Origin of the sequence: Edwardsiella tarda ATCC 15947 = NBRC 105688 (assembly GCF_003113495.2) — a bacterium.
Lineage (GTDB): Bacteria > Pseudomonadota > Gammaproteobacteria > Enterobacterales > Enterobacteriaceae > Edwardsiella > Edwardsiella tarda.
In genome coordinates this window covers 202308-228551 of sequence record NZ_CP084506.1, presented here as the reverse complement: position 1 = coordinate 228551, position 26244 = coordinate 202308, and the positions used below count along the sequence as shown (strand labels likewise).

Annotated in this window: 21 protein-coding genes; 8 read left to right on the top strand and 13 right to left on the bottom strand. The window is 59.3% G+C overall.

What is annotated here, in order from left to right:
• Positions 1–121: 121 nt before the first annotated feature.
• From glgC (DCL27_RS01100) to glgP, 6 genes are all read left to right on the top strand, one after another.
• On the top strand, positions 122–1438 hold the full coding sequence (gene glgC, locus DCL27_RS01100; RefSeq protein ID WP_005290554.1) for a glucose-1-phosphate adenylyltransferase: 1317 nt from the start codon (positions 122–124) through the stop codon (positions 1436–1438).
• Between the two features lie 228 nt (positions 1439–1666).
• Complete coding sequence (gene glgB, locus DCL27_RS01095; RefSeq protein ID WP_035600041.1) at positions 1667–3877, top strand: 1,4-alpha-glucan branching protein GlgB; 2211 nt, start codon at positions 1667–1669, stop codon at positions 3875–3877.
• Positions 3861–5840 (top strand): glycogen debranching protein GlgX, encoded by a 1980-nt coding sequence (gene glgX / locus DCL27_RS01090; RefSeq protein ID WP_035600044.1) that lies wholly within the window; start codon positions 3861–3863, stop codon positions 5838–5840. The genes glgB and glgX overlap by 17 nt, the downstream gene beginning before the upstream one ends.
• 54 nt (positions 5841–5894) lie before the next feature.
• The gene (glgC, locus tag DCL27_RS01085; RefSeq protein WP_005290561.1) at positions 5895–7175 is read left to right on the top strand and encodes a glucose-1-phosphate adenylyltransferase; all 1281 of its coding nucleotides are present in this window, start codon (positions 5895–5897) and stop codon (positions 7173–7175) included.
• A gap of 40 nt (positions 7176–7215) precedes the next feature.
• Entirely contained in the window at positions 7216–8646 is a 1431-nt protein-coding gene (gene glgA, locus DCL27_RS01080) for a glycogen synthase GlgA (protein ID WP_035600046.1), read from the top strand.
• Positions 8647–8802: 156 nt separating this feature from the next.
• On the top strand, positions 8803–11250 hold the full coding sequence (glgP, locus tag DCL27_RS01075; RefSeq protein ID WP_035600052.1) for a glycogen phosphorylase: 2448 nt from the start codon (positions 8803–8805) through the stop codon (positions 11248–11250).
• Positions 11251–11303: 53 nt separating this feature from the next.
• Here the strand turns inward: glgP and glpD are convergent, their stop codons facing one another.
• The 4 genes from glpD to glpE form a co-directional block, all read right to left on the bottom strand.
• Positions 11304–12791, bottom strand: coding sequence for a glycerol-3-phosphate dehydrogenase (gene glpD / locus DCL27_RS01070; protein ID WP_035600048.1), 1488 nt, complete (start codon positions 12789–12791; stop codon positions 11304–11306).
• Positions 12792–13175: 384 nt separating this feature from the next.
• Positions 13176–13934: a DeoR/GlpR family transcriptional regulator gene (locus tag DCL27_RS01065; RefSeq protein WP_005295472.1), complete on the bottom strand. Its 759-nt coding sequence runs from the start codon at positions 13932–13934 to the stop codon at positions 13176–13178.
• Between the two features lie 62 nt (positions 13935–13996).
• On the bottom strand, positions 13997–14827 hold the full coding sequence (gene glpG, locus DCL27_RS01060; protein WP_005290577.1) for a rhomboid family intramembrane serine protease GlpG: 831 nt from the start codon (positions 14825–14827) through the stop codon (positions 13997–13999).
• A 39-nt stretch (positions 14828–14866) separates the two neighbouring features.
• Positions 14867–15196, bottom strand: a complete 330-nt coding sequence (glpE, locus tag DCL27_RS01055; RefSeq protein ID WP_005290579.1) for a thiosulfate sulfurtransferase GlpE — start codon at positions 15194–15196, stop codon at positions 14867–14869.
• Between the two features lie 272 nt (positions 15197–15468).
• On the opposite strand from glpE, the gene DCL27_RS01050 reads away from it, so the two are divergent.
• Positions 15469–15765 carry a hypothetical protein gene (locus tag DCL27_RS01050; protein WP_005290582.1) on the top strand — a complete coding sequence of 99 codons (297 nt, stop codon included), beginning with the start codon at positions 15469–15471 and terminating at the stop codon, positions 15763–15765.
• 50 nt (positions 15766–15815) lie between these two features.
• On the opposite strand, the gene ugpQ is transcribed toward DCL27_RS01050, so the two are convergent.
• The 5 genes from ugpQ to ugpB form a co-directional block, all read right to left on the bottom strand.
• On the bottom strand, positions 15816–16565 hold the full coding sequence (ugpQ, locus tag DCL27_RS01045; protein ID WP_005290584.1) for a glycerophosphodiester phosphodiesterase: 750 nt from the start codon (positions 16563–16565) through the stop codon (positions 15816–15818).
• Positions 16562–17656, bottom strand: coding sequence for a sn-glycerol-3-phosphate import ATP-binding protein UgpC (locus DCL27_RS01040; protein ID WP_005295480.1), 1095 nt, complete (start codon positions 17654–17656; stop codon positions 16562–16564). The genes ugpQ and DCL27_RS01040 overlap by 4 nt, the downstream gene beginning before the upstream one ends.
• Positions 17657–17680: 24 nt before the next feature.
• Positions 17681–18526, bottom strand: a complete 846-nt coding sequence (ugpE, locus tag DCL27_RS01035) for a sn-glycerol-3-phosphate ABC transporter permease UgpE (RefSeq protein WP_005290590.1) — start codon at positions 18524–18526, stop codon at positions 17681–17683.
• Positions 18526–19410, bottom strand: coding sequence for a sn-glycerol-3-phosphate ABC transporter permease UgpA (gene ugpA / locus DCL27_RS01030; RefSeq protein WP_035596531.1), 885 nt, complete (start codon positions 19408–19410; stop codon positions 18526–18528). The genes ugpE and ugpA overlap by 1 nt, the downstream gene beginning before the upstream one ends.
• 67 nt (positions 19411–19477) lie before the next feature.
• Positions 19478–20797 carry a sn-glycerol-3-phosphate ABC transporter substrate-binding protein UgpB gene (gene ugpB, locus DCL27_RS01025; protein WP_005290597.1) on the bottom strand — a complete coding sequence of 440 codons (1320 nt, stop codon included), beginning with the start codon at positions 20795–20797 and terminating at the stop codon, positions 19478–19480.
• 273 nt (positions 20798–21070) lie between these two features.
• Here ugpB and panM point away from each other — a divergent pair, with 273 nt between their 5' ends.
• Entirely contained in the window at positions 21071–21463 is a 393-nt protein-coding gene (panM, locus tag DCL27_RS01020; protein ID WP_005290603.1) for an aspartate 1-decarboxylase autocleavage activator PanM, read from the top strand.
• Here panM and DCL27_RS01015 read toward each other — a convergent pair.
• The 4 genes from DCL27_RS01015 to rpoH all read right to left on the bottom strand — a co-directional run bounded on the left by DCL27_RS01015 (position 21460) and on the right by rpoH (position 26100).
• Positions 21460–22596, bottom strand: coding sequence for a glycerate kinase (locus DCL27_RS01015; RefSeq protein ID WP_035596528.1), 1137 nt, complete (start codon positions 22594–22596; stop codon positions 21460–21462). The two genes, panM and DCL27_RS01015, sit on opposite strands and share 4 nt — an antisense overlap.
• Before the next feature lie 15 nt (positions 22597–22611).
• Positions 22612–23877: a GntP family permease gene (locus DCL27_RS01010; RefSeq protein ID WP_035596525.1), complete on the bottom strand. Its 1266-nt coding sequence runs from the start codon at positions 23875–23877 to the stop codon at positions 22612–22614.
• Positions 23878–24027: 150 nt separating this feature from the next.
• On the bottom strand, positions 24028–25152 hold the full coding sequence (locus DCL27_RS01005) for a sugar diacid recognition domain-containing protein (protein WP_005290612.1): 1125 nt from the start codon (positions 25150–25152) through the stop codon (positions 24028–24030).
• 93 nt (positions 25153–25245) lie between these two features.
• Entirely contained in the window at positions 25246–26100 is an 855-nt protein-coding gene (rpoH, locus tag DCL27_RS01000) for an RNA polymerase sigma factor RpoH (protein ID WP_005290615.1), read from the bottom strand.
• Positions 26101–26244: the final 144 nt, after the last annotated feature.

The following is a 26244-nucleotide window of genomic DNA, read 5'->3' as shown; positions in this document are numbered from 1 at the left end:
CTGTTCAGCATTATGATACCGAATAGTTAAACCTTTGCTGCGGGTGCTCGGCATCATCCGCGCCTTTCCTTGCCTGCGCTGGGCAAGAGGGCATAGGGATTTGTCAAATAAGGACGTGACCATGACTCATAGCGTGACAGATATTGCACTTATCGGCCAGTTAACCCAACGGACAGTGGCGCTGGTATTAGCCGGCGGACGAGGAACTCGGCTTAATGGGTTAACCGATGGACGAGCCAAACCCGCCGTCTATTTTGGTAGCCGTTTCCGCATCATCGATTTTACCCTCTCCAACTGTATTAATTCCGGTCTGCGCCGTGTCGGTGTCATCACCCAGTATAAGGCTCACTCGTTGCTGCGCCATATTCAACATGGTTGGTCATTCCTGCACTCCGAACGCAATGAGTTTATCGACCTACTCCCGGCCCGCCAGCAGTTAGAAGAAGGTCACTGGTACCGAGGCACGGCCGACGCGGTATACCAGAATAAATCCATCATGCAGCAGCACTATCGTCCTGAATATGTCGTTATCTTAGCGGGCGATCATATTTATAAGATGAACTACGCCCAAATGCTATTGGATCACGTAAAGTCTGGCGCACAGTGCACCGTCGGCTGCATCGAAGTTCCCCGTGAGCAGGCGCATGCCTTCGGGGTTATGGCCGTCGATGAGCAATTCCAAATCACCCGTTTTGAAGAGAAACCCGCGCATCCCCCCGCCATGCCTGGCGACCCGACACGCTCACTGGCCTCGATGGGGATCTATATTTTTAATGCCGATTACCTCTACCAAGCGCTCGATGAGGCGCAAACCGATCCGCAGACGAGCTTCGATTTCGGTAAAGATATCATCCCGGCGGCAGTGCGCGCCGGCGTCGCCTATGCCCACCCCTTCGGCCGCTCCTGCATGGGATTTACGGCCGACGGTGAGGCCTACTGGCGCGACGTCGGTACCCTGGACGCCTACTGGGAAGCCAATATCGATCTGATCAGCACCCCACCGCGTCTGGATCCCTTCGATCCCAACTGGCCAATCATCAGTAAGCATGCCCAACTGGCCCCCGCCCGTTTCAAACAGTCGGCACGCCACATCGGGAATAAGGTTGAAAATGCCCTGATCGGCGGTGGCTGTATCATCGATAGCGCCCATATTCAGGACTCGATCCTTTCCGCCCGTGTCGAGGTGTCGCCAGAGTCCTCTATCGAGGCCAGCGTCCTCATGCCCGAAGTGTATGTCGGGCGGGGATGTCGCCTACGGCGTTGTGTCATCGATCGCGGCTGCCGTCTCCCCGACGGCCTGACGATTGGTGAAGATGCACAGCAAGATGCACGCTATTTTCACCGTAGTCCGCAAGGTATCGTCCTGGTGACCCAAGAGGCGTTAGCGCGTTTGCCAGCACGCCATCTGGCGCCGCCCATCCTGGCCGTACCCGCCTAACGCAAAAAGTGCGCCGTGCCGCCGCCGGCGCATAAAGCTGACTATGCTTAAAGATGGTCGCTGCAACGACGATGTACCGATGCAGCGTAGAGTGAAAATGATGTTCTCGCTACCGGGGGGCGACGCCAGCCGGTAGCACTCAGACTGATGGCCGGCATGAGGATGGTGTTATCGTCTTCCCCCTTACGGAATCGAGCATCCCATGCTGTCAATTAAAGGAAGAATGCCATGTCCGTACTTCCCAGCAAGCACACGATCCAACAACTATTAACGGGCCACTGTGCCGACCCCTTCGCCCTGCTCGGGATGCATTCGACGGCCAAAGGGCTGGCGGTGCGGGCGCTGATGCCCGATGCCCAGGCGGTGCAGGTCGTCGATCGTAAGAACGGGCGCACCGTCGCCACTCTGGAACCGATCCATGAGGGTGGCTTTTTCTGCGGCCTGCTGCCTCGACGTAAGAATCCGTTTCCCTACTTGCTACGGGTCACCTGGGGTGACCAGCAACATCTGTTGGAAGATCCCTACCGTTTCGGCCCCTTGCTGGGAGAGATCGATAACTGGCTACTGAAAGAGGGGACGCATCTGCGCCCCTATGAGCGCCTGGGTGCCCATCTGACCCAATTGGCCGATATTCGCGGCGTCAGCTTCGCCGTCTGGGCACCGAATGCCCGACGCGTCTCGGTCGTGGGTAACTTCAACAACTGGGATGGCCGTCGCCATCCGATGCGCTTACGCCAAGAGAGCGGGATCTGGGAGCTGTTCATCCCGGCACTCGAGGCCGGCGAGCTGTATAAATTCGAGTTGATCGACGCCAACGGCGATCGTGTACTCAAGGCCGACCCCTACGCCTTCGAGGCGCAGATGCGTCCGGATACCGCCTCCTTGGTCGCAGCACTACCGGAGAAGAACGCACTCAGCGCCCAGCGCAGCGCCGCCAATGGCTTCAGCGCCCCCATCTCCATCTACGAAGTGCATCTCGGCTCCTGGCGACGCCACAGCGACAACAACTACTGGCTCAGCTACCGGGAGATGGCCGAACAGCTGATCCCCTATATCAAGGAGATGGGCTTTACCCATATTGAGCTGCTGCCGATCAACGAACACCCCTTCGATGGCTCTTGGGGCTACCAGCCACTCGGGCTGTACGCGCCGACCCGACGTTATGGTACGCCACAAGAGTTCCGTGCCTTTATCGATGCCGCCCATGCCGCCGGGATCAACGTCCTGCTCGACTGGGTTCCCGGTCACTTCCCCAGCGACGACTGGGGACTGGCGACGTTCGACGGCACGGCGCTGTATGAATACGCCGATCCCCGCGAAGGATTCCATCAGGATTGGAATACCCTGATTTACAACTATGGCCGCCACGAAGTACGTAACTTCCTGGCCGGAAACGCGTTATTCTGGCAAGAGCGTTACGGTATCGATGGGTTGCGTGTCGATGCGGTGGCGTCGATGGTCTACCGTGACTACAGCCGCGCCGCGGGCGAATGGGTGCCGAACTGTCACGGCGGCAATCAAAATCTTGAGGCCATCGAATTCCTACGCTACACCAACCGCACCCTCGGCGAGCAACGTCCCGGCGCCGTCAGCATCGCAGAGGAGTCGACCGACTTCGCTGGCGTCACGTTACCGCCGGATGCCAATGGGCTGGGCTTCCACTTCAAGTGGAACATGGGGTGGATGCACGACACCCTCAACTACATGAAGCATGATCCAATACATCGTAAGTACCACCACGATCTGATGACCTTCGGCCTGCTGTACGCGTGGAGTGAGAACTTCGTGCTGGCGCTCTCACACGACGAGGTGGTCCACGGCAAAGGGTCGCTGTTGGACAAGATGCCCGGTGACGCGTGGCAGAAGTTCGCCAACCTACGCGCCTACTACGGCTTCATGTGGGCCCACCCCGGTAAGAAACTGTTGTTCATGGGCGGGGAGTTCGCCCAGGGACGCGAATGGAACCACGAAACTAGCCTGGACTGGCACCTGCTGGAAGGTGAGGATAACTGGCACCACGGCGTGCAGCGCCTGGTCCGCGATCTGAACCAGTGCTACCGCAATTGTGGCGCGCTACATCGCTGGGATTGCGATGCGCGTGGCTTCCGCTGGCGGGTGGTCGACGATAAGCAAAACTCGGTCTTCGCCTTCGTCCGACGGGATGATCTGGGCAATGAGATCCTCGTGGTCAGCAACTTCACCCCGGTGCCACGCCATCACTACCGCATCGGTGTCGATCTTCCGGGACGCTACTGCGAGATACTGAATACCGACTCCAGCCACTACCACGGCAGCAACAGCGGTAACCAAGGCGGTGTGGTGAGCGAAGCGATCGGCAGCCACGGGTGTGAATACTCCCTGCAACTGACCTTACCGCCGCTATCGACACTCTACCTGTGCCTGGATAACGGGAGCGAGGACGATGCTCAGGCCGGGTAACGCTTACCCCCTGGGTGCCCATGTGACGCCGCAGGGGATCAACTTCGCCATCGCCTCGGCGCATGCCCAGCGCATCGAACTGTGTCTGTTCGATCGTGACGGACGCCAACAGTCCTATGAGCTACCAGCCCGTAGCGGTGACGTGTGGCACGGTCTCCTGCCCGGCGGACACGCCGGCGTGGAATATGCCTACCGTGTCTACGGCCCCTGGCAGCCGGCGAGCGGCTTGCGTTTTAACCCGGCCAAGATGGTGTTAGATCCCTACGCCCGGGCACTCACCCACGCGTTACCGCTCGACGAGCGTTTGTGCGGTGGCCTGCATGAACCGGACTGGCACGATAACCGCGATCTGCTGCCCCGCTGCATCGTCAGCGATGAAAGCTATGCCTGGCAGGAGGACGTCTCGCCGAACACGCCCTGGAATCGTACGGTGATCTATGAGGCGCACGTGCGTGGCTTAACGCGTCTGCACCCGGCCATCCCGCCGGAGCTGCGCGGTAGCTACGCGGCGCTGGCGCACCCGGTGATGCTAGAGCATTATGCCCGGCTGGGGATCACCGCCCTGGAGTTGCAGCCTATCCAGATGCATGCCGACGAACCCCGCCTGCAACGGCTAGGGCTGAGCAACTACTGGGGCTACAATGTGTTGGCCCCCTTTGCCCTCGAGCCTCGCTACCATTCTGGACGGCGCGGCAGCACGCCACTGAGTGAGTTCTGCGCGACAATCGCCGCCCTGCACCGTGCGGGCATCGAGGTAATCCTCGACGTGGTATTCAACCATACCGCCGAGCTGGACGAATCCGGGCCGATGGTTTCGCTGCGCGGCATCGACAACCGCAGCTACTACTGGCGGGACGCCCAAGGACAGTTGGCGAACTGGAGCGGCTGTGGCAATACCCTATGCCTAACCGAGCGCCACAGCGTGCAGTGGGTGATGGATTGCCTGCGCTACTGGGTCGAGACCTGCCATGTCGATGGCTTCCGTTTCGATCTGGGAACGACGCTGGGGCGTACCCCGGCGTTCAGCCGCCAGTCACCGCTGTTTATCGCCATCGCTCAAGATCCCTGCCTCGCCAAGGTGAAGTTTATCGCCGAGCCCTGGGATATCGGCCCTGATGGCTACCAACTTGGCCAGTTTCCCCAATATTTTGCCGAATGGAACGACCGCTTCCGCGACGATATGCGGCGCTTCTGGCTCCAAGGTAGCTGTACCAACGGCGACTTCGCTACCCGTTTCGCCGCCTCCAGCGATCTGTTCCGTCACCCTGGCCGCCGCCCCTCCGCCAGCATCAACCTGATCAGCTGCCACGACGGCTTTACCCTGCGCGATCTGCTGAGCTACAACCAGCGTCACAACCAAGCCAACGGCGAGGACAACCGCGACGGTCACAGCCAGAACTACAGTAATAACCATGGGGTGGAAGGTATCGACGCGGAGGATGAAGTCCAGGCACGACGCCAAGCCAGCGCCCGCGCGCTACTCACCACGCTACTGCTCTCCCAGGGGACACCGATGCTACTGGCGGGAGACGAGATCGGTCACTCGCAGCAGGGCAACAACAATGCCTACTGCCAGGATAACCCCACCACCTGGATCGACTGGACGCAGGCCGACGAGAGAATGCTGCACTTCACTGCCCAGCTGATCCATCTACGGCAACGCATCACGGCCCTGACCGACGACCGTTGGTGGAACGACAACGATGGCAGCGTACGCTGGCTAAACGCCGACGCTCAGCCGATGACAGCACAACAATGGCAGGCATTGCCGCCTGGTGCGTTACAGATCCTACTGGCGGAACAGTGGCTGTTGGTGATCAACGGTGGCGCGGATGCCCAAACGATAACGCTGCCCCCCGGCGACTGGCATATTCCGCCCCCTTTTGCCGAATTACGGGAAGACATGCATGGCGGCCGTCAATCCCTTGCCGCCCGCAGCTGTTGTCTATTTATGCGTATCTAGCGCGATAGCACGGCGCCACTTGCGGCGCCGTCGGCCTTTTACAAGGAGTCAGAAATGGTGAAATCAGACACTCAAAATAAACTGATGTTGGCCCGCCAGCTGCCGCAACAGTCCGTGGCGCTGATCCTGGCCGGAGGGCGAGGATCGCGCCTGAAAGATCTCACCAAGACTCGCGCCAAACCGGCGGTGCATTTCGGCGGCAAATTCCGCATCATCGACTTCGCCCTGTCCAACTGCATCAACTCAGGTATTCGGCGTATCGGGGTGATCACCCAGTATCACTCCCATACCCTGGTGCAGCATATTCAGCGCGGCTGGTCGATCCTTAACGAGTCGATGAATGAATTTGTCGATCTGCTGCCGGCCCAGCAACGTGACGCCTCGGAAACCTGGTATCGCGGCACCGCCGATGCCGTCTACCAGAACCTGGATATCATCCGCCGCTACCACGCCGACTATGTGGTGATCCTGGCCGGTGATCACATCTATAAGATGGACTACTCGCGCATGCTGCTCGACCACGTCGAGAGCGGCGCCGGCTGTACCGTGGCCTGCATTCCCGTGCCTCGCGCCGAGGCCAACGCCTTCGGGGTGATGGAGGTCAACGATGACCACCGTATCCTCAAATTTCTGGAGAAGCCGGCCAATCCACCCGCGATGCCTGGCGACGAGGAGATGTCGCTGGCCAGCATGGGTATCTACGTCTTTAACGCCGACTATCTGTTCCAACTGCTAGAAGAAGATATCCATACCCCGGGATCCTGTCATGACTTCGGCCAAGATTTGATCCCCAAGGCGACCGCGCAGGGCCGCGCCTGGGCACATCCCTTTACGCTCTCCTGCGTCACCAGCGGCAATGCCGACACCCCGCCCTACTGGCGCGATGTCGGTACCCTGGATGCTTACTGGCGTGCCAATCTCGACTTGGCCTCCGTCACCCCGGAGCTGGACATGTACGATAACCACTGGCCGATCCGCACCTATATGGAGTCGCTGCCCCCGGCCAAGTTTGTGCAAGACCGCTCCGGTAGCCACGGCATGACCATGAACTCGCTGGTCTCCGGCGGCTGCATCATCTCCGGCTCGGTGGTGGTGCATTCGGTCCTGTTCCCACGCGTACGCATCAACTCATTCTGCACCATCGACTCTTCCGTGCTGCTGCCCGATGTCTACATCGGCCGCTCCTGCCGACTACGTCGTTGCATCATCGATCGGGCCTGTCACCTGCCAGAAGGCATGGTGATCGGCGAAAACGCCGAAGAAGACAGCCGCCGCTTTTATCGTTCGGAAAGCGGCATTGTATTAGTAACGCGCGAAATGCTCGCGCGTCTGTGATCACCCTGCGGCCATGTGGGTCGCAGAGCGAGGAGTAACCATGTACGTCTTACACGTGTGTTCTGAACTTTTTCCGCTGCTGAAAACGGGCGGATTAGCGGATGTGGTCGGCGCGATGCCTGCCGCCCAAATCGCCCAGGGCGCCAACGTGCGCGTATTAGTCCCCGGATTCCCGGCCATCTTGGCGGGTATTCCCAACAGCGATAAAGTCGCCGAGCTGGAAACCTTTGCCGGGCGCGTCTCTCTGCGTTATGGCATCTATCACGGTGTCGGTGTCTATATCATCGATGCGCCCCATCTCTACCAACGTCCCGGCAGCCCCTATCACGACCAGTGGATGAACGCCTATGGCGATAACCATCTGCGTTTCGCCCTACTCGGTTGGATCGCGGCGGAGCTAGCCTGCGACTGCGATCCGTTCTGGCGTCCGCAGGTGGTACATGCCCATGACTGGCATGCCGGTCTGGCCTGCGCCTATCTGGCGGCGCGCGGTAACCCGGCTCGCTCGGTGTTTACCGTACACAACCTGGCCTATCAGGGATTGTTCGATGCCCGCCACTTGGATGAATTAGCCCTACCGCGCCACTTCTTCCAGATCTATGGACTGGAGTTCCACGGTCAGATCTCCTTTATGAAGGCGGGGCTGTACTACGCCGACCATGTCACCACCGTCAGCCCGACCTATGCCGAGGAGATCACCCATCCCGAGTTCGCCTATGGCATGGAGGGGTTACTGCAATGGCGCGCCAACGCGGGTACGCTAAGCGGTATCCTCAATGGTGTGGATGACCGCATCTGGAATCCCGCCAGCGACGCCCTGATCGCCAGGACTTACCGGCGTGAGACGCTGCGCGACAAGGCGGAGAACAAGCTCCACCTGCAAACCGCCATGGGACTCGAGGTCGACGCCAGCAAGCCATTATTCGCCGTCGTCAGCCGACTCACCAGCCAGAAGGGGCTCGATCTGCTGCTGGCAGCCTTACCGACGCTGCTCGCAGGTGGTGCCCAGTTGGCCTTGCTCGGCGCCGGCGATAACCAGCTGCAGGAGGCCTTCCTGGCCGCCGCCGCTGAACATCCCGGTCAGGTCGGCGTTCAGATCGGCTACCACGAGGCATTCTCCCATCGCATCATGGCCGGCGCCGACGTGATCGTGGTACCGAGCCGCTTCGAGCCCTGCGGCCTCACCCAACTGTACGGCCTCAAATACGGTTCGTTACCGCTGGTCCGTCACACCGGGGGGCTGGCCGATACGGTCAATGACTGCTCGCTGGAGAACCTCTCCGACGGTAGCGCCACCGGTTTCGTCTTCCACGACTGTAACGCCGCCGATCTGGCCAGCGCCCTCCGCCGGGCGTTAGTCCTGTGGAGCCGCCCGACCCTATGGCGCTACGTTCAGCGCCAAGCCATGGCGCAATCGTTCGGCTGGGATCGCGCCGCCGAGCGTTATCTGGCGTTATACCGTAGCTTGTAAGCGAAGAGGCGCCTGCGCCTCCACTGATGTAGGCCGGCGAGTCTGCCGGCCCGAGGGTGGCCTCACCCCCTACCCGCAAACGGATCTGCGAGGGGATGGCCGCCGTAATACCATGACCGGGCCGATGCCCGGCACCGAGGATCGGGAGCTGTCATGATAAACTCACCCTTTAACTATACGTCCCCTGTGGTTAGCGTCGAAGCGCTCAAGCACTCCATCGCCTATAAGCTGATGTTTACCGTCGGCAAGGATCCCGCCGCCGCCAACCAACACGACTGGTTGAACGCCACGCTGTTCGCCGTACGCGATCGCATCGTCGAGTGCTGGCTGCGTTCGGTTCGCGCCCAATACTCGCAGGATCTGCGCCAAGTCTACTACCTGTCGATGGAGTTCTTACTCGGACGCACCCTCTCCAACGCCCTGATGGCCATCGGTGTGTATGATGAGACCAAGAAGGCACTCGATGAGATGGGCATCGATCTGGATGAGCTATTGAATGAAGAGTTGGATCCCGGACTGGGCAACGGCGGGCTGGGACGCCTGGCGGCCTGCTTCCTCGACTCGATGGCCTCGCTAGGGCTACCGGCCAACGGTTATGGCATCCGCTACGAATATGGCATGTTCAAACAAAACATCGTCAACGGCCAACAGGCCGAGTCGCCGGATAACTGGCTCGAGTATGGCAACGCCTGGGAGTTTGTGCGCCACAACACCCGCTATCGAGTACGCTTCGGCGGGCGCATTCAGCAGGAGGGCAACCGCACCCGCTGGCTGGAAACGGAGGAGGTCTTAGCCTTAGCCTACGATCAGATCATTCCCGGCTTCGACATCTGTGCGACCAATACCCTCCGCCTGTGGTCAGCGCGCGCCAGTAACGAGATTAACCTCGGCAAATTCAACCAGGGGGACTACTTCGCCGCCGTCGAAGATAAGAACCACTCGGAAAACGTGTCACGCGTGCTCTACCCGGATGACTCCACCTACTGTGGTCGCGAGTTACGTCTACGTCAGGAGTACTTCCTGGTCTCGGCTACGGTCCAGGATATCATCAACCGCCATCTGCTGACCCATCACCGCCTAGACAACCTGGCGGACAAGGTTGCCATTCACCTCAACGATACCCATCCCGTCTTATCGATCCCCGAGCTGATGCGTCTGTTGATCGACGAACATCACTATAGCTGGGAACAGGCGTGGCAGGCGGTGATGCAGATCTTCTCCTACACCAACCATACGCTGATGAGTGAAGCTTTGGAAACCTGGCCGGTGGATATGCTGGGGCGCATCCTACCGCGCCATCTCCAGATCATTTTCGAAATCAACGATCATTTTCTCAAGAAGGTCCAGGCGAGTTATCCCGATGACGATGCCCTGCTACGCCGCGTGTCGATCATCGACGAAAGCAACGGTCGCCAGGTACGTATGGCTTGGCTGGCGGTGGTCGCCAGCCATAAGGTCAACGGCGTCTCTAAGCTGCACTCGGAGCTAATGGTGACCTCGCTGTTCGCCGACTTCGCCCGCCTGTTCCCCGACCGTTTCTGTAACAAGACTAACGGTATCACCCCGCGCCGTTGGCTGGCGCAGGCCAACCAACCCTTGTCGAAGGTGTTGGACAACACTATTGGCCGGCGCTGGCGCACCGATCTGGGGATGCTCAGCGAACTGCTACCGCACGCCGACTACCCAACCTTTATCCGCGAAATCCAGCAGGCTAAACAGCATAATAAGCGCCAGCTGGCGCTGTATGTCGCACTACATCTGAATACGGTGATCAATCCCAAGGCACTGTTCGATGTACAGGTCAAACGCATCCATGAGTACAAGCGCCAGTTGCTCAACGTGCTGCATATCATCACGCTGTACAACCGCATCCTCCAGGAACCGGATGCCGAGCGCGTGCCTCGGGTGAAAATCTTCGCCGGCAAGGCCGCCTCGGCCTACTATAACGCCAAGCTAATCATCCGCCTGATCAACGATGTCGCCAAGGTGATCAACGCCGACGAACGGCTCGATGGCCAACTCAAGGTGGTCTTCATCCCCAATTACAGCGTCAGTCTGGCGCAACTGATCATCCCGGCCGCCGACCTGTCGGAACAGATCTCCACCGCCGGAACCGAGGCATCCGGTACCAGCAACATGAAGTTTGCCCTCAATGGTGCCTTGACCATCGGCACCCTGGATGGCGCCAACGTCGAGATCCGCGAACGCGTCGGAGAGGAGAACATGTTTATCTTCGGCAACACCACCGAGCAGGTGGAGGCGCTGCGGCGTAACGGTTATAACCCGCGCGACTATTATGAACGCGATCCCGAGCTAAACCAGGCGCTCACTCAGATCGCCTCGGGGCTATTCAGCCCGGAGGAGCCACGCCGCTACGCCAGTCTGTTCGACTCCCTGATTAACTTTGGCGATTATTACCAGCTGCTGGCCGACTATCGTAGCTATGTCGACACCCAGGATCGGGTCGATGAAGAGTACGCCCATCCCGACGAGTGGACGCGTAAGACATTGCAAAACATCGCCAATATGGGGTACTTCTCCTCCGATCGTACCATCCAAGAGTATGCCGATGAGATCTGGCACATCAAGCCGGTGAAACTCTAAACGCCCATGAGCGCGCCCCCGGAGGCGCGCTCATGCTGGGTAGTGCCGTACGATTAGGCGTTGCGCTGCGCCGCCAACCACTCGGCGACGCGCTGGCGCTGAGCATCGTCCAGCCACATCCCCAGTTTCGTCCGACGCCACAAGGCGTCCTCCGCCGTCACCACCCACTCCTGCTCCATCAGATAACGCAACTCTGCCTGATACAATCCATGGCCGAAGTGCTCACCCAACGCCTCCAGCGACGTCGCCGTACCGATCACCCGCTCACTACGGGCACCGTAGGTATGTGCGTAGCGGCGCGCTAATGCCGGCGGCAACCAACTATGACGGCGCTGTAACGCCGCGGCATAGCTATCGCGATCGCACCCCATCTCCCCTCCCGGCAACACCGCGCCCTTGGTCCAGGCGTCGCCACAATGGGCATAGTAGGGACGTAGCTTTTCTAGCGCATGCTCGGCCAACTTACGGTAAGTCGTCAACTTGCCGCCAAACACCGACAGCAGCGGCGCCAGCCCCTCCTGATCGTGAATATCTAACGTGTAGTCACGCGTGATTGCCTGAGGTGAATCGGATTCGTCGTCGCATAGCGGGCGCACGCCGGAATAGTGCCAGACAATGTCCTGGCGACTCAGGGGCCGCGAGAAGTGACTGTTGTACACGTGCAACAGATAATCGATCTCCTGCTCCTCGATACCTACCGCGCGTGGATCACCGTGGTACTCCACATCGGTGGTGCCAATAATCGAGAACGCATCCAACCAAGGAATGACGAATACGATACGCTGATCCTCATTCTGCAAGATATACGCCTGAGGCTGATCGTGCACCCGCGGCACCACGATATGGCTCCCCTTAATCAGGCGGATGCCGTAGGGCGACTTGAGCTGTAGGCCGTCGTCGAAGAACTGCTTAACCCAGGGGCCAGTAGCGTTCACCAGGCCGCGAGCGCGCCAGGTCAAGGACTCCCCACTCACCGTATCACGCGCCTCGACCACCCATAATCCCTCCTCACGCCAGGCACGCGTCACCTCGGTGCGCGTGCGCACCTCGCCCCCCTTCTCCACCACCGCCATGGCATTCAGCACCACCAGGCGCGCATCATCAACCCAACAATCTGAATATTCGAAACCGCGCGTCAGATTGGGCTGTAGTACCGAGTCAGCACCGAAACGCAGGCTTCGACTTCCCGGCAAAGTAGTGCGTTTACCCAGATGGTCATAGAGGAACAGGCCGGCACGGATCATCCAGGCCGGACGTAAATGAGGCTGGTGAGGCAGGCGGAAACGTAACGGAAAGGCGATATGTGGAGCCATCTTTAGCAGCACCTCGCGCTCGGCCAGTGCCTCGCTGACCAGCCGAAACTCATAGTGCTCCAAATAGCGTAACCCACCATGAATCAGTTTCGAACTGGCCGAGGAGGTGGCGCAGGCCAGATCGCGCGCCTCCAGCATCAGGACAGACAACCCGCGTCCAGCGGCATCGGCCGCGATCCCCGCGCCATTGATCCCACCACCGATTACGATCACGTCTTTGATTTCCACCTTGCCCCCTCGCATACATCGACAACAATGTTCGTTTTCGAGCATTATGATATGCGATAAGCAACAAATGCACCATTCATTAACCAAATAAAAACACAAATGCGTGCTGCGGATAACACAAAATTGATATTACCATTACCTTCTTTGTGGGCATGTGCCATGGATTCATTCAGGAGGGAGATAAACCATACGGATGGGGATTAGATCGCCGAGATAGCAAGAGAGAGGGCGAGAGGCGGTTGAGTAGAGGAAACCACTGAGCGACACAGCGCACTCTTTGCCGGCATGCGCCGCCGGAAAATGAACACGAAAGAGGCTGCGGCCCCCCCGATGGCGCTAAGGTGTTACCCCTCCGCGACGCGCGAGCGCCGGGAGGGAGGCCGATCAGCAGATCTCCAACTGTACGCTGTGCTGTTCGATCACTTTTTGCAGCCCCAGCGGGGGCAGTTGATCGGTAAACAGATAATCAAGCTGTTCCATATTACCGAGGTTCACCATCGCATTACGGCCAAACTTGGAGTGATCCGTCACCAGCATCACGCAACGTGAGTTCTCGATGATCGCTCGCTTCGTTCGAACCTCGTGGTAGTCGAACTCCAGCAGTGACCCATCCATATCGATGCCGCTGATCCCCAAGATGCCGTAATCCAACCGAAACTGCGAGATAAAGTCGAGCGTTGCCTCGCCGACGATCCCACCATCACGGGTCCGAACCTCACCACCGGCTAAAATCAGACGGAAATCCTCCTTCGCCATCAACAGACTGGCGACATTTAGGTTATTGGTCACCACCCGCAGATTGTGGTGATTCAATAAGGCATAGGCTACCGCTTCGGGCGTGGTACCAATATCGATGAATAGCGTGGCCCCATCGGGGATCATGCTGGCCACCCGGCGAGCGATACGCGCCTTCTCTTCCGACCACATCCCCTTACGGTCATGATAGGCCGCGTTGACCGAGCTAGACGGTAAGGCGGCGCCGCCATGGTGACGATGGATCTTATTCTGTTCGGCCAGATCGTTCAGGTCTCGCCGGATGGTCTGCGGACTCACGTCGAAGTGTTCGACCAACTCCTCGGTACTCACGTAGCCGCGCTGACGGACCAGGTCGATAATCGCTTCATGGCGTTGTGTTTGTTTCACGTAAACTCCCCTGCGTTTACCGGCTCCCCCGGCAGCATAAAAACGGAACAGTGGGCGCGGCCTCACTGTCGGCGAAAATGGCGCATATCCCAGAAGGCCATCAACAAGCCGATGACCAACCCCCCGATATGGGCGGCATTCGCGATAGAGAGACCAAACCAGTTGAAGTAGCCAGCCAGCAGCCACAGCAGCGAGAAGACCATCAGGCCGCGCGGCATCGACACGCCAAACTGAGGGGCCCGCTCACCACACCACCAGACATAGCCCATCAGGGCATACACCACCCCGGATAGACCGCCAAAGTAGATCCCACTGAATAGTGACTGCGCCCAGCCGCTCATCAACGCGGAGACCAACATGATCTGCGCCAGTTTACTCGCCCCTAAGCGCTTCTCGACCTGCCCGCCCAGATACCACCACCACATCAGGTTAAAGATGATATGTAACGGGGAAAAATGCAGCAATGCCGGGGTAAAGTAACGCCATAGTTGATAATGCTGCGCCGCATCCGCCGGCCAGGCCAGATAGGTCATCACCGCACCATCGCCCAACGCCAGCTGACACAGATACACCAAGATACATAGCAGCGTCACACCGATAGTTAATGGCCCACTCTGGCCAGCAAAGCTGCGCAGATACGCGAAGCGCGTGTAACGCAGCCCGCTATGGGTCGAGCCGCTCTGCCAGCTTGCGGCCTGATAACGTGGGTGCTGCGGTTCATGCAGGAAACGTTGCAGTTCATGCTCGACCTGCGCCAAATGGCTATCATCCGCCAGCCACAAGGCGATCCCATGGTCTCCAGCCTCCGCCTCCAGACGCACGCCCTGTGTCGCCATATAGTCAATAAATGCCTGTGCCAAGCGTGGGTTAGGCAATGTGATCACACGAACCATGAATACCTGCTTATTTCAATCGGCGCCGACGGTGCCACCTCAGTCGCCGCTACGCGCCACCTCTCCGGGATAGGCCCGCAGCCAGGCCTCAAAGCCGCCGTCGACACTGTAAACTTCATCAAAGCCTTGGTGCAGCAAATATTGCGCCGCGCCCCGGCTACTATTACCGTGATAGCACATCACCATCAGCGGCATGACGCCATCGTGCTGCCGCATCAGTTGTGCCAACGAGGCATCGGTGAGATGAAACGCCCCGGGCACATGCCCGGCGGCATAGCTCTGTGCATCGCGGATATCCAGCAACATCGCCTGCCCCTGCGCCAACATCTGTTGTACCTGCGCCACGGAGATCACACCAAACTGCTCCATACTTCGCCTCTATCGACTCGTCAAAGGGCCATATTGTAACCGCTTTGTTAAATGTAGAATACGAGATTCGTGTGGCGTGCCCCGTGCGGTACGGCGATCAGAGATTGCGGTTTTTACATTAAAAAGCAAGAACAAAAAGCGCGATGGCGCTAACGCGCGGGTAAAATCCCCACGTTTATCCCACTTTGCGCTACATCGCGTGTCAACGTCTTGACTATACTAACGCGGTGACACGGCCACGACGGCGGTGTCGCTGAGATGGAGGCACTACCATGCGCGATGTCATCCTCTTCCTGGGCCTACTGTGCGGCGGCATCCTACCGGTCTATGCCGATAGCACGGTGATGCAGCAACAGCAGCAGATGATCCAACAACAGCAGCAACAGTTTCAGCAGCAGCGTAATACGTTTAACCAACAAAGCCTACGCAACACGCAAACGCAGATACTGCGCGACAGTCAGGCACAACGCATCCAGCAACTTAATCAAGATATGCAGCGCAACGATCCGCTGTGGCAAAGCCAACAGGGGCTGACGCCAACCACGCCCAGCCCCACGCGTCTGCCTTAGCGTAATATCACCTCGCCGGAGCGACGCCGAATGCGTCGCCCCGAATCTCCTTAGCGCTGAGCGAAGTCCGGCCCGATCAGGTCGATACGATCGGTGCAGAGGCTATCGACGCCCCAATCCAACAGCTCGCGTGCCCGTTGCGGCTGATTCACCGTATACACCAGGATATGCAGCCCGGCCTGCCGGATCGCCGCCACCCGCTCGGCGTTTAGGGCATGATGATCGATATGGAGAGCCACGCAACCGAGGTCTCGCGTCAACGCCAGCCAATCGTCATCCCACGCCTCCAGCAACAAGCCGCGCGGTAGCTGTGGGGTGACGTGCTGCGCCTCGGCCAGCGCGATAGGCGAGAAGGAGGAGAGCAGCGGTGGCACCGCGGCATCGCGCCACAACGCGGCGGCGGCCAGCGCCACCTCTCGCCCGGTCTCCCTCTCACAACCGCGCGTAGGTTTGATCTCAATGTTCGCTAGCATGCCATACTGACGACAACGCGCCGCCACCTGGCTCAGTAGCGGTAGCGGCTCGCCGGCGAAGCGATGGCCAAAACCGACGCCGGCATCCACCCCAGCCAGACGCGCCCAAGGCAGCTCACCCGCGACACCCCAACCGTTGGTGGTGCGCTCCAGGGTATCGTCGTGCAATAGAAAGACTTGCCCATCGGCACTCAATTTGGCATCGAACTCGATCATGGTGTGGCCATAGCGGGCCCCCATGTCGATCGCCGCCAAAGTATTTTCCGGCGCCAACTTACCGCCGCCGCGATGGGCGACGATGGCGGGATACGGCCAAGGATTCATCATGATGGCTCCTGATCGGGCGAGGTGATGCGCCGCCCGCTGCGCGGATCAAAGAAATGCAGGTTAGCCTGTGGCAGTCCCAGCCGCAATACGCTGCCGACGGCCGGTAAGGACTGATAGGGTAAACGTACCGTCACGCTCTGCGTTCCCCAACGCCCATGCGCCAAGTTATCGGCCCCCAACAACTCCAGCGTCTCGACCGTTAAGGCATTACCCGGTTGTTCATCGTCGACACGGCACAGATGCTCTGGACGGATCCCGAGAGTCAACGCCTGCCCCGCCAGCTCGGGTAGCGGACGCTGCAAGTGAATCTGCTGCGTCGGCGTCAACTGGAAGGTCTGCCCATCGGGCGCTAACTGCCCATCGAACAGGTTCATCGCCGGCGCCCCCATGAAGCCAGCGACAAAGCGGCTAGCCGGACGGTGATAGATCTCGGTCGGTGTGCCGATCTGCTCGGCGACACCCTGATTGAGCACGATGACCCGTTGTGCCAGCGTCATCGCCTCCACCTGATCATGTGTCACATACAGGCTGGTGGTCTTTAGCCGGCGATGTAACTGTTGCAGTTCCAGGCGCATCTGTACCCGCAGCTTAGCGTCCAGATTCGAGAGTGGCTCGTCGAATAAGAATACCGCCGGTTCGCGGACAATCGCGCGCCCCATCGCCACGCGCTGGCGCTGTCCACCCGACAACTCACCGGGTCGACGTTGTAACAACGCCTCCAGCTCGAGGATCTGGGCGACCTCCTCCACTCGCTGACGGATCTGTTGCTTACCCAGCCCACGGATCTTCAAGCCATAACCCATGTTCTCCGCCACCGTCATGTGGGGATACAACGCATAGTTCTGGAACACCATCGCCACGCCGCGATCCTTCGGCTCTTTGTGCGTTACCCGCTCATCGCCGATGTAAATATCGCCGCCGCTGGTCTGCTCCAAGCCCGCCACCATGCGCAACAGCGTCGACTTACCGCAACCGGACGGGCCAACCATGACGATAAACTCGCCATCCTGCACATCCAGATCGATTCCCTTGATGATCGCCTGCCGGCCATCATAGCTTTTACTCACATTCTGTAGTGTTAAACGCGCCATCGAGTCGTCCGTTGCCTCATTCAATTACTTATCGCTATCGACCAAGCCGCGCACAAACCAGCGCTGCATGGTAAACACCACCAATAACGGTGGGATCAGCGTCAACAGCAGGGCCGCCATCACCCGCTGCCACTCGGTAGCCCCCTCGCCGTTGGCGATAGCGCTCTTAATACCGACCATCGCCGTCGCCATCTCCGGTTCGCTGGCGATCAATAACGGCCATAGGTACTGGTTCCAACCGTAGATAAAGGTGATCACAAACAACGCGGCCAGATTGGTGCGCGAGAGGGGGAATAACACATCGCGGAAAAAACGCATCGGTCCCGCGCCATCCATCCGCGCCGCCTCGACTAACTGAGGCGGTAACGTCATAAAAAACTGGCGAAACAGAAAGGTGGCGGTGGCCGATGCCATCAACGGCAGCGTAAGCCCGGTATAGCTATCCATCAGCTGCAACCCGGCCATCACCTCCACCGTCGGAAAGATACGCACTTCCACCGGCAGCATCAGGGTAATAAATATCAACCAAAAAAACAGGTTACGCAGTGGAAAACGAAAATAAACGATGGCGAAGGCCGACAACATCGACACACTGATCTTGCCGACCGTGATCACCAACGCCATCACCAGGCTGTTCAACAACTGGCGGCCGAATGGGATGCCACCATTACCGATCCCTTGCTGCCAGACGTGGCGGAGGTTATTCCACAGCTCATCGCCAGGCCACAGCGGCATCGGTGTCTGAAACACCTGAGCCCGATCCAGGGTCGCCGTCACCAAGGCCACATACAAGGGAAACAGGATAGTTAAGGCGCCGGCGATCAGCATCACATGACTGAACCATTCCAGCCCTCTACGATTCTCTATCATCAGTAACGTACCTTACGCTCTACATAACGGAACTGGATCAGCGTCAGACCGATGACCATCACCATCAGGACGACCGATTGCGCCGCCGAACTGGAGAGATCCAGGCCGGCGAATCCTTCGCGATAGATCTTGTAGATCAGTGTCGTGGTCGATTGACCCGGCCCTCCACCGGTCGCAGCATCGATGACTGGAAAGGTGTCGAAGAAGGCGTAGACCAAATTGACCACCAGCAGAAAGAAGCTCACCGGGGCAATCAACGGCAGGACAATGTGCCAGAAACGGCGCAATGGCCCGGCGCCGTCGATGGCCGCCGCCTCGATCAGCGATCGCGGAACAGACTGTAATGCGGCTAGAAAAAATAAGAAGTTATAGCTTACCTGCTTCCAAACGGAGGCCAGCACCACCAGAAACATCGCCTGACCGCTGTAGCGAGCGTGGTTCCACTCATACCCCACACTGGCCAAGGCATGGGTGATCAACCCCATGCCCGGGCTAAACAGGAACATCCACAGCACCGCCGCGATAGTCGGTGCCACCGCATAAGGCAGAATAAACAGCGTCTGATAGAGGCGGCGCCCATACAGCACATGGTTGACCAGGGCGGCGAAGAACAACGAAATCACCAAGCCGCTAGCGGTCACCAAGGCGCTGAACCATAGGGTGGTACGTACCGATGCCAGGTAATACGGGTCATCGAGTAGTGTCACGAAGTTCTCCAGGCCGACAAAGTGGCTGGAGAGGCCGAAAGGATCGACCTGTTGCAACGAGTACCATAAGGCTTCGGCCGCGGGCCAGAGAAAAAACACCAGGGTGATCGCCAGCTGGGGAGCGACTAACGCATAGGGCAACCAGCTACGACCATAAACGGGGATTGGGGTATTCATATCACCTCAACATACCAGAGATCGTGGCGCCGCCGACGCCGCGCCACGACTGCCGCAGGGCAAGAAATTATTGACTGTTCTTCTCGAAGCGTGCCAACAATTGGTTACCGCGCATCACCGCGTTATCCAGCGCCTGCTGGGCATTCTGCTTACCGGTCCACACCCCCTCTAGCTCCTCATCCACCACGGTACGGATCTGCGGCATGTTGCCCAGACGGACCCCCTTGGTGAAGGGGAGCGGATCCTTGTGTAGCATCTGGCGCGTCGCTGTGTCGGCGCCGACGTTAGCTTGGTAGAACCCCTGCTGACCCGTCAGCGTATAGGCGGCACTGGTCACCGGCAGATAACCGGTCTTCTGATGCCATTCGGCCGCATTCTCAGGGCTGGCCAAGAAGTTGAGGAACTCGGCGACGCCGCGATAGACCTGCGGTGACTTACCATTCATGACCCATAGGCTGGCGCCACCGATGATCGCATTCTGCGGTGCGCCAGCAATGCGCTCATCGTACGGCATAAAGGCGACGCCATAATCAAACTTGGCATACTCACGGATATTGGCGAGCGAACCTGAGGAGGCGGTGATCATCGCGCAATCGCCGTTATAGAACTTCGCGGTCGGCTCATCCTTACGCCCGAAATAACTGAACTCGCCGCGCTGCATCATGTCCGCTAGGCGCTGAATATGCGCCACCTGCTGCGGTTGGTTAAAGGTCAAGCGAGCCGATGGACCGCCGAAGCCATTATTTTCGCTGGCAAAGGGCAAGCCATTCCAGGCGCTAAAGTTTTCCAACTGCACCCACCCCTGCCAACCACTGGCGTAACTGCATGACATGCCACTTTGACGTAACGCCGCGGCATACTCGGCCAGCTGTTGCCAGGTCTGCGGCGGCTTCTGCGGATCGAGTCCCGCCTTTTTGAAGGCATCCTTGTTGTAGTACAGCACCGGCGTCGAGCTGTTAAAGGGTTGCGACAACAAGCGGCCATTCGCGCCATCGGCATAGTAGCCGGCGACCGTCGGCACGAACTGCGTCTGATCAAAGGCGATCCCCGCCTCTTGGAATACCTGATACACCGGCTTGATCGCCTGACGCGCTTGCATCATGGTGGCGGTACCGACTTCATAGACCTGCAGAATGGCGGGCGCCTTGCCGCTACGGAAGGCCGCAATACCGGCCGCCATGCTCTGCTCATAGTCTCCCTTGTAGACCGGCATCACCTTATAGTCGCTCTGCGACTGATTGAAGCGCGTCGCCAGGCTAGTCACCTCTTTACCCAACTCGGCATCCATCGAGTGCCAGAAGGGGATTTCGATCGCCGCCCATCCTGGGGCGCTCAACGTCAGGGTGATGGCCAGCGAGGCCAGCGTCTGTGTTACCTTGTTAACCATTTCCGCTCTCCGTGGTAAAACACTCACTACATCGGCTTCAGTGAGTGATAAACGACATGTTATTGGCGTTAGCTACCATGCCATGCGCGTATGACAGAGAAATAACCAGCGGATGACGACCTGATGACGGCAAGGTGACGGGAGGATGACAGCCGAAGCACGTCGTGGCACGCCACAGAAACGCGGCCAAGGCGCGTCAGGTACGGCGCGCGCGACGAGAATACCGTACAATGACGGCTCGATCCCCTCGATAGCTACCTGACGGAAAGACCCATGAAACTGACTATTGAACGTCTGGAAACGCTCAGCGCCGATGATCTGCGCGATCTACAAAAAATCTGGCCGCAGCAGACACCGGCATGCTGGCAACAGTGGCTGGATAATGGCGGCGCCCTATTCGCTGCCCGCTTTAATGAACGCCTATTGGCGGCCGTCAAGGTGACGCTGGACAACGGCATCGCCACCCTGCGCGATCTGATGGTTCGCGAGGTCACACGCCGTCGCGGCGTCGGGCTCTATCTGATCGAAGACACCCTGCGGCAACTGCCCGCGATCCACGCTTGGCAATTGCCGCTCAGCGACATCCCTGCCACCCAGCAGGCGACGATGGATCACTTTATGGTCGCCTGCGGCTTTAGCCGACGCGCACAGGGCTGGAGCCGTTAGGCGCGCGCCGCGCGCCATACCGCCGCCACATTACGCGCCGTCACGCGCAGGTTGTCGTGCGCCTGCGCCAACGCCTCCTGCAAGGTGGAGATGCGGCATAGCACCGAGAAAACCGCATCCAGACCATGGGGATGGACGACGCCATAATCCGGCGTCATACCGCCCGCCAGCGCGATGGTTGGCACACCCGCCGCCTTGGCCACCCGCGCCACGCCGATTGGCGTCTTGCCATGGATCGTCTGGCTGTCGATACGCCCTTCACCGGTGATCACCAGGCTGGCACCCTGCACCGCCTGCGCCAGATCCAGCGCCTCCGTCACGATCTCAATGCCTGGACGCAAGCGTGCCTGCAACAGGCCGCACAGGGCCGCGCCCATGCCCCCCGCCGCGCCACTCCCCGGGACATTCAACACTGCCCGGCCCCCCACCTGCTCCAGCAACGTACCGTAGTGATGCAACGCCGCGTCCAATTGCGCCACCATCGCCGGCGTCGCCCCCTTCTGGGGGCCGAATACCGCCGAAGCCCCCTGCGGTCCACAGAGCGGATTGTCGACATCGCAGGCCACCAGGATATCGGTCTGCGCCAGGCGAGCGTCCAGTCCCGCCAGATCGATGTGCGCCAATGCGGACAAGGCACCGCCACCGTAAGACAATGGCTGCCCCGCGGCGTCATACAGCCCAGCCCCCAGGGCCTGCATCATCCCAGCCCCGCCATCGTTGGTGGCGCTGCCGCCGATCCCCAGGATCAGACGGCGCGCGCCACGATCGAGCGCCGCCAGGATCAGCTCGCCGGTCCCGTAGCTGGTGGTCTGCGTCGGATCGCGTCGCTCGGCCGGCACCAGATGCAGGCCGGAGGCCGCCGCCATCTCAATCACCGCCGTCTCGTTATCGCCTAACCAGCCAAAGAAGGCCTCGACCGGTTGCCCCAACGGCCCGGTAACGGTTTGGGCGATACGTTGACCTCCGGTCGCCGCCACCATGGCATCGACCGTCCCTTCCCCGCCATCGGCCATCGGCAGTAACTGATAGTCGGCATCGGGGTACACCTCACGAAAACCCTGTTCAATCGCCTGGGCCACCTGCATGGCGCTCAGACTCTCTTTAAACGAATCGGGGGCGATCACGATCTTCATACTCTATTCTCTCCGTTAACCTGCCAGGTGGAAGACACCGAACATCAGGGTAGAAATCAATGCGATCATCAGGCCGACCGCCGTCTCATAAGGGATTAGCTTCAGGCGCTCATGCACCTGCATATTGACGCTGCCGCCCGTCGCATGGAAGAAACTACCATGCGGCATATGGTCGAACACGGTGGCGCCGGCATGAACCATCGCCGCCCCCGCCAAGGCGGTAATGCCCATCTCTAACAGGGTCGAACTGAACACTGCAGATGCCACGGCGGTACCGGCGGTGGTGGAGGCCGTCGCCATCGACATCAATGCACCCGAAACCGGTGCCAACAGGTAAGAGGGCAGCCTAGAGGCGCCAAGCCCCGAGATCAATACCTCCTTTAACCCCGAGTTGGCGATGATGCCAGCCAGAGTGCCGGTTCCCAGCAGCATGATTGCCACCGGTGCCATGCGTGACAGGCCGGAAACCATATAGCGGTTGGTGTTGCGCCACTGCCCCATCGCCACCAAGCCGACCAAACCGCCCAACGGCAACGCCACCAGCGGATCGATGGCGATACCCGCCACCGGACGTAGCGCCAGCAATACGATAGCCACTAAGGGGGCGCTCAGCGCCGCCATGAAGGAGGGCTGGCTGCCGTGCTCGGCGACCACCAACTCATGCGCCTGTACCTTACTGCCACGCGCGCGTAGGCGGCGCGCCAACAGGTAGGCCAGCACGAGACCAAACAGCCCGGGCACGATACCGGCCATCATCAGCGAGGTCAGCGGCACATTGAAGGCCTCCGCCGCCGCGATGGTATTCGGGTTAGGCGACATCACGTTGCCCGCCTTACCCCCACCGACCATCGCCAGCAGGATCGCCATCTTGGAGATATCCGCGCGATGGGCGATCGCCAAGGCGATCGGGGAAACGGTGATCACCGCCACGTCGACGAACACGCCGACGGCGGTCAGCATCAGCGTCGCCACCGCCAATGCCAGCAGGGCACGGCCCTCTCCGACGCGGCGCACGATAGTCTCTGCGATGGTACTGGCGGCGCCCGATTCAATCAGGACCCCAGCCAGAATACCGGCACCGAGGATGCGCAGGACCGCGCTGGTGATCCCCTGCGCGCCGCCGATCATCAGCGCAATGGTCTGTACTAAGTCGGCCCCGCCGACCAAGCCACCGGCCAATGCGCCGGCTATCATGCCGTATGCGGGGGGAACTTTACGTAAAATCAATATGATGGCAACGACAAGCGCGACTAGCGCGCCCGTGGCGGAAACTGTTGTCATGGTGCGTCTCCTCTTGTTGTTGTTATCGCTGTGTCCGCTCGAGGCGGTGAAGGGTACCCGGCCATTATGAAAAATATGCGCGGAAAAGCTTGAGGGTAATCGACAGAAAATGGGCCGTGCTACGGCCCTATTTTTGTAGGTTTGTACAAATTAGCCGTGGAGCTGCATACCAAGATAAAGCTGAATAACATCGTCTAATTTATTGATATTTAATCCAGTTATATCGGATATACGCTGTAGGCGATAACGGAGGGTATTGACGTGGATATGCAGCTGTTTTGAGGTTTGAGACAGTTCACAATTCTGAGCAAAGAATGCCTGCAGGGTACGGCACAACACCCCACGGCTATCCTGGCGTTGCAGTATTCGCCAGGTGCGTCCCAGTTCATCAGCCTGCCAACTGCCAGCCAATTGCTCCAGTAGCGCCGGCAACACATGATCGTGATAATACAGCAGGGCGCCATGCAGCGCATGGCGACGAGCCAACGCCTGCAGCGCCACGGCGCTCCGGTAAGAGCGAGAGATGGCATCGCTGCCGTAGAAGTGCCCACCGACATAGACGCGCAAGGCGAAACGTGCCGCGATGCCGCGCGTTAACTGGCGTACCGTCCGGCGCAACGCAGGATCCGCCCCCGATGCCTCTGCGTCGCAGGGGAGTAATACCACCAGTTGGCCGAACCCCTGCACTCCGATCAACGCCTCACGATTTAAGGCCGTCAATGCCTCGAGTAGCGCGCGTAGCGTCTCATGCTGGGCATCTTGCAAGGTAAACAACAGCGCGATGCGAGGCTGGGTAACATCGACGCCCAGATAGGCGGCGGTCGCCGCCAGCTGCCCCTCGTCACGCTCATCGGCGATCAGCTGTTGTACCAGTGTTTCCCGATAACGCTTCTCCCACTGATTCTGCTCCAGCAGCGCCGCTTGCTCCACGATCAGTTCGGCCGCCATACGCACCAGCTCGCCATAGGCTCGCACCTCACTCGGTGCCCCAGAGATCCCGACGACACCGATGACGCGCCGCTGAAAGGCAATCGGTAGATTGATACCCGGGCGCACGCCTCGCAACTGACTCGCCGCCGCCTCATCGATCTCAATCAATCGGTTTTCTGCCAGCGCTAATACCGCGCCCTCATGGCGTTGATGCACCCGCGCCGCATCGCCAGAGGCGATGATCATCCCGTGGGCATCCATCACATTGACCGAATGGCCGATGATCTTCATCGCCCGGTGTACGATCTGCCGAGCCACGGCCTCGCTGAGGTCGCTGCCGTTCATCCTTCCTCCTCGGATCCATTGCGCCAATACCGAATCGCAGGCAATAAAAAAGGCGATGCCAATGCATCGCCCTCTATTCTGCCGTGTGCCGACTTAGGCTTCTATCGCCGCACGCAGTTTCTTCATGGCATTTTTTTCTAACTGACGCACACGCTCGGCGGAAACTCCGTAACGATCGGCCAGCTCTTGCAGCGTCGCCTTATTCTCACTGTCCAGCCAACGGGCGCGGATGATGTGCTGGCTACGCTCGTCTAACCCTTCCAGGGCGACGCTCAGCTTATCGGCGGCGTGACTTTCCCAGTTGTCGTCCTCGATCTCATTGGCGAAGTCAGAAGACTTGTCTTGCAAGAACAACACCGGAGCGGCGGGCGCGCCTTCCTGCTCATCGTCATTCGGCAGGTCGAACGCCATATCTTGCGCCGCCATGCGCGACTCCATCTCCAACACGTCTTTCTCGCTGACGCCCAGCTCGCGGGCAACCAGTTCAACCTCATCCTGGTTGAACCACCCCAGACGCTGCTTAGTCTTGCGCAGGTTAAAGAATAGCTTACGCTGTGCCTTGGTAGTCGCCACCTTCACGATGCGCCAGTTACGCAGCACATACTCGTGGATCTCGGCCTTGATCCAATGCACGGCAAAGGAGACCAGACGAACCCCCATCTCGGGGTTAAAACGCCGCACGGCCTTCATCAGACCGATGTTACCTTCCTGAATCAGATCCGCCTGTGGCAAGCCATAGCCGGCGTAGTTACGGGCGACATGAACCACAAAGCGCAGATGCGACAGGATCAGCTGCTTAGCCGCATCCAAGTCACCCTGGTAATGCAGCCGTTCACCCAGCGCCCGCTCTTCCTCTGCCGTCAGCATCGGATAGGCATTGGCAGCCCGCACATAGGCCTCCAGACTGCCCTGGGGAACCAAGGTTAAAGTTTGCATTTCTTTGCTCATCAAACCCTCTCAATACGCTAACAGTCCGTGCATTGACCGCTTACGGTCTGGCAAAGAGCCAAACAACGAAAGCTAGCACGTTTCTGCATAATTTGACCGTGAGTCACCCCACAAGTTCACTATTATAGTGAACAATATTGCACA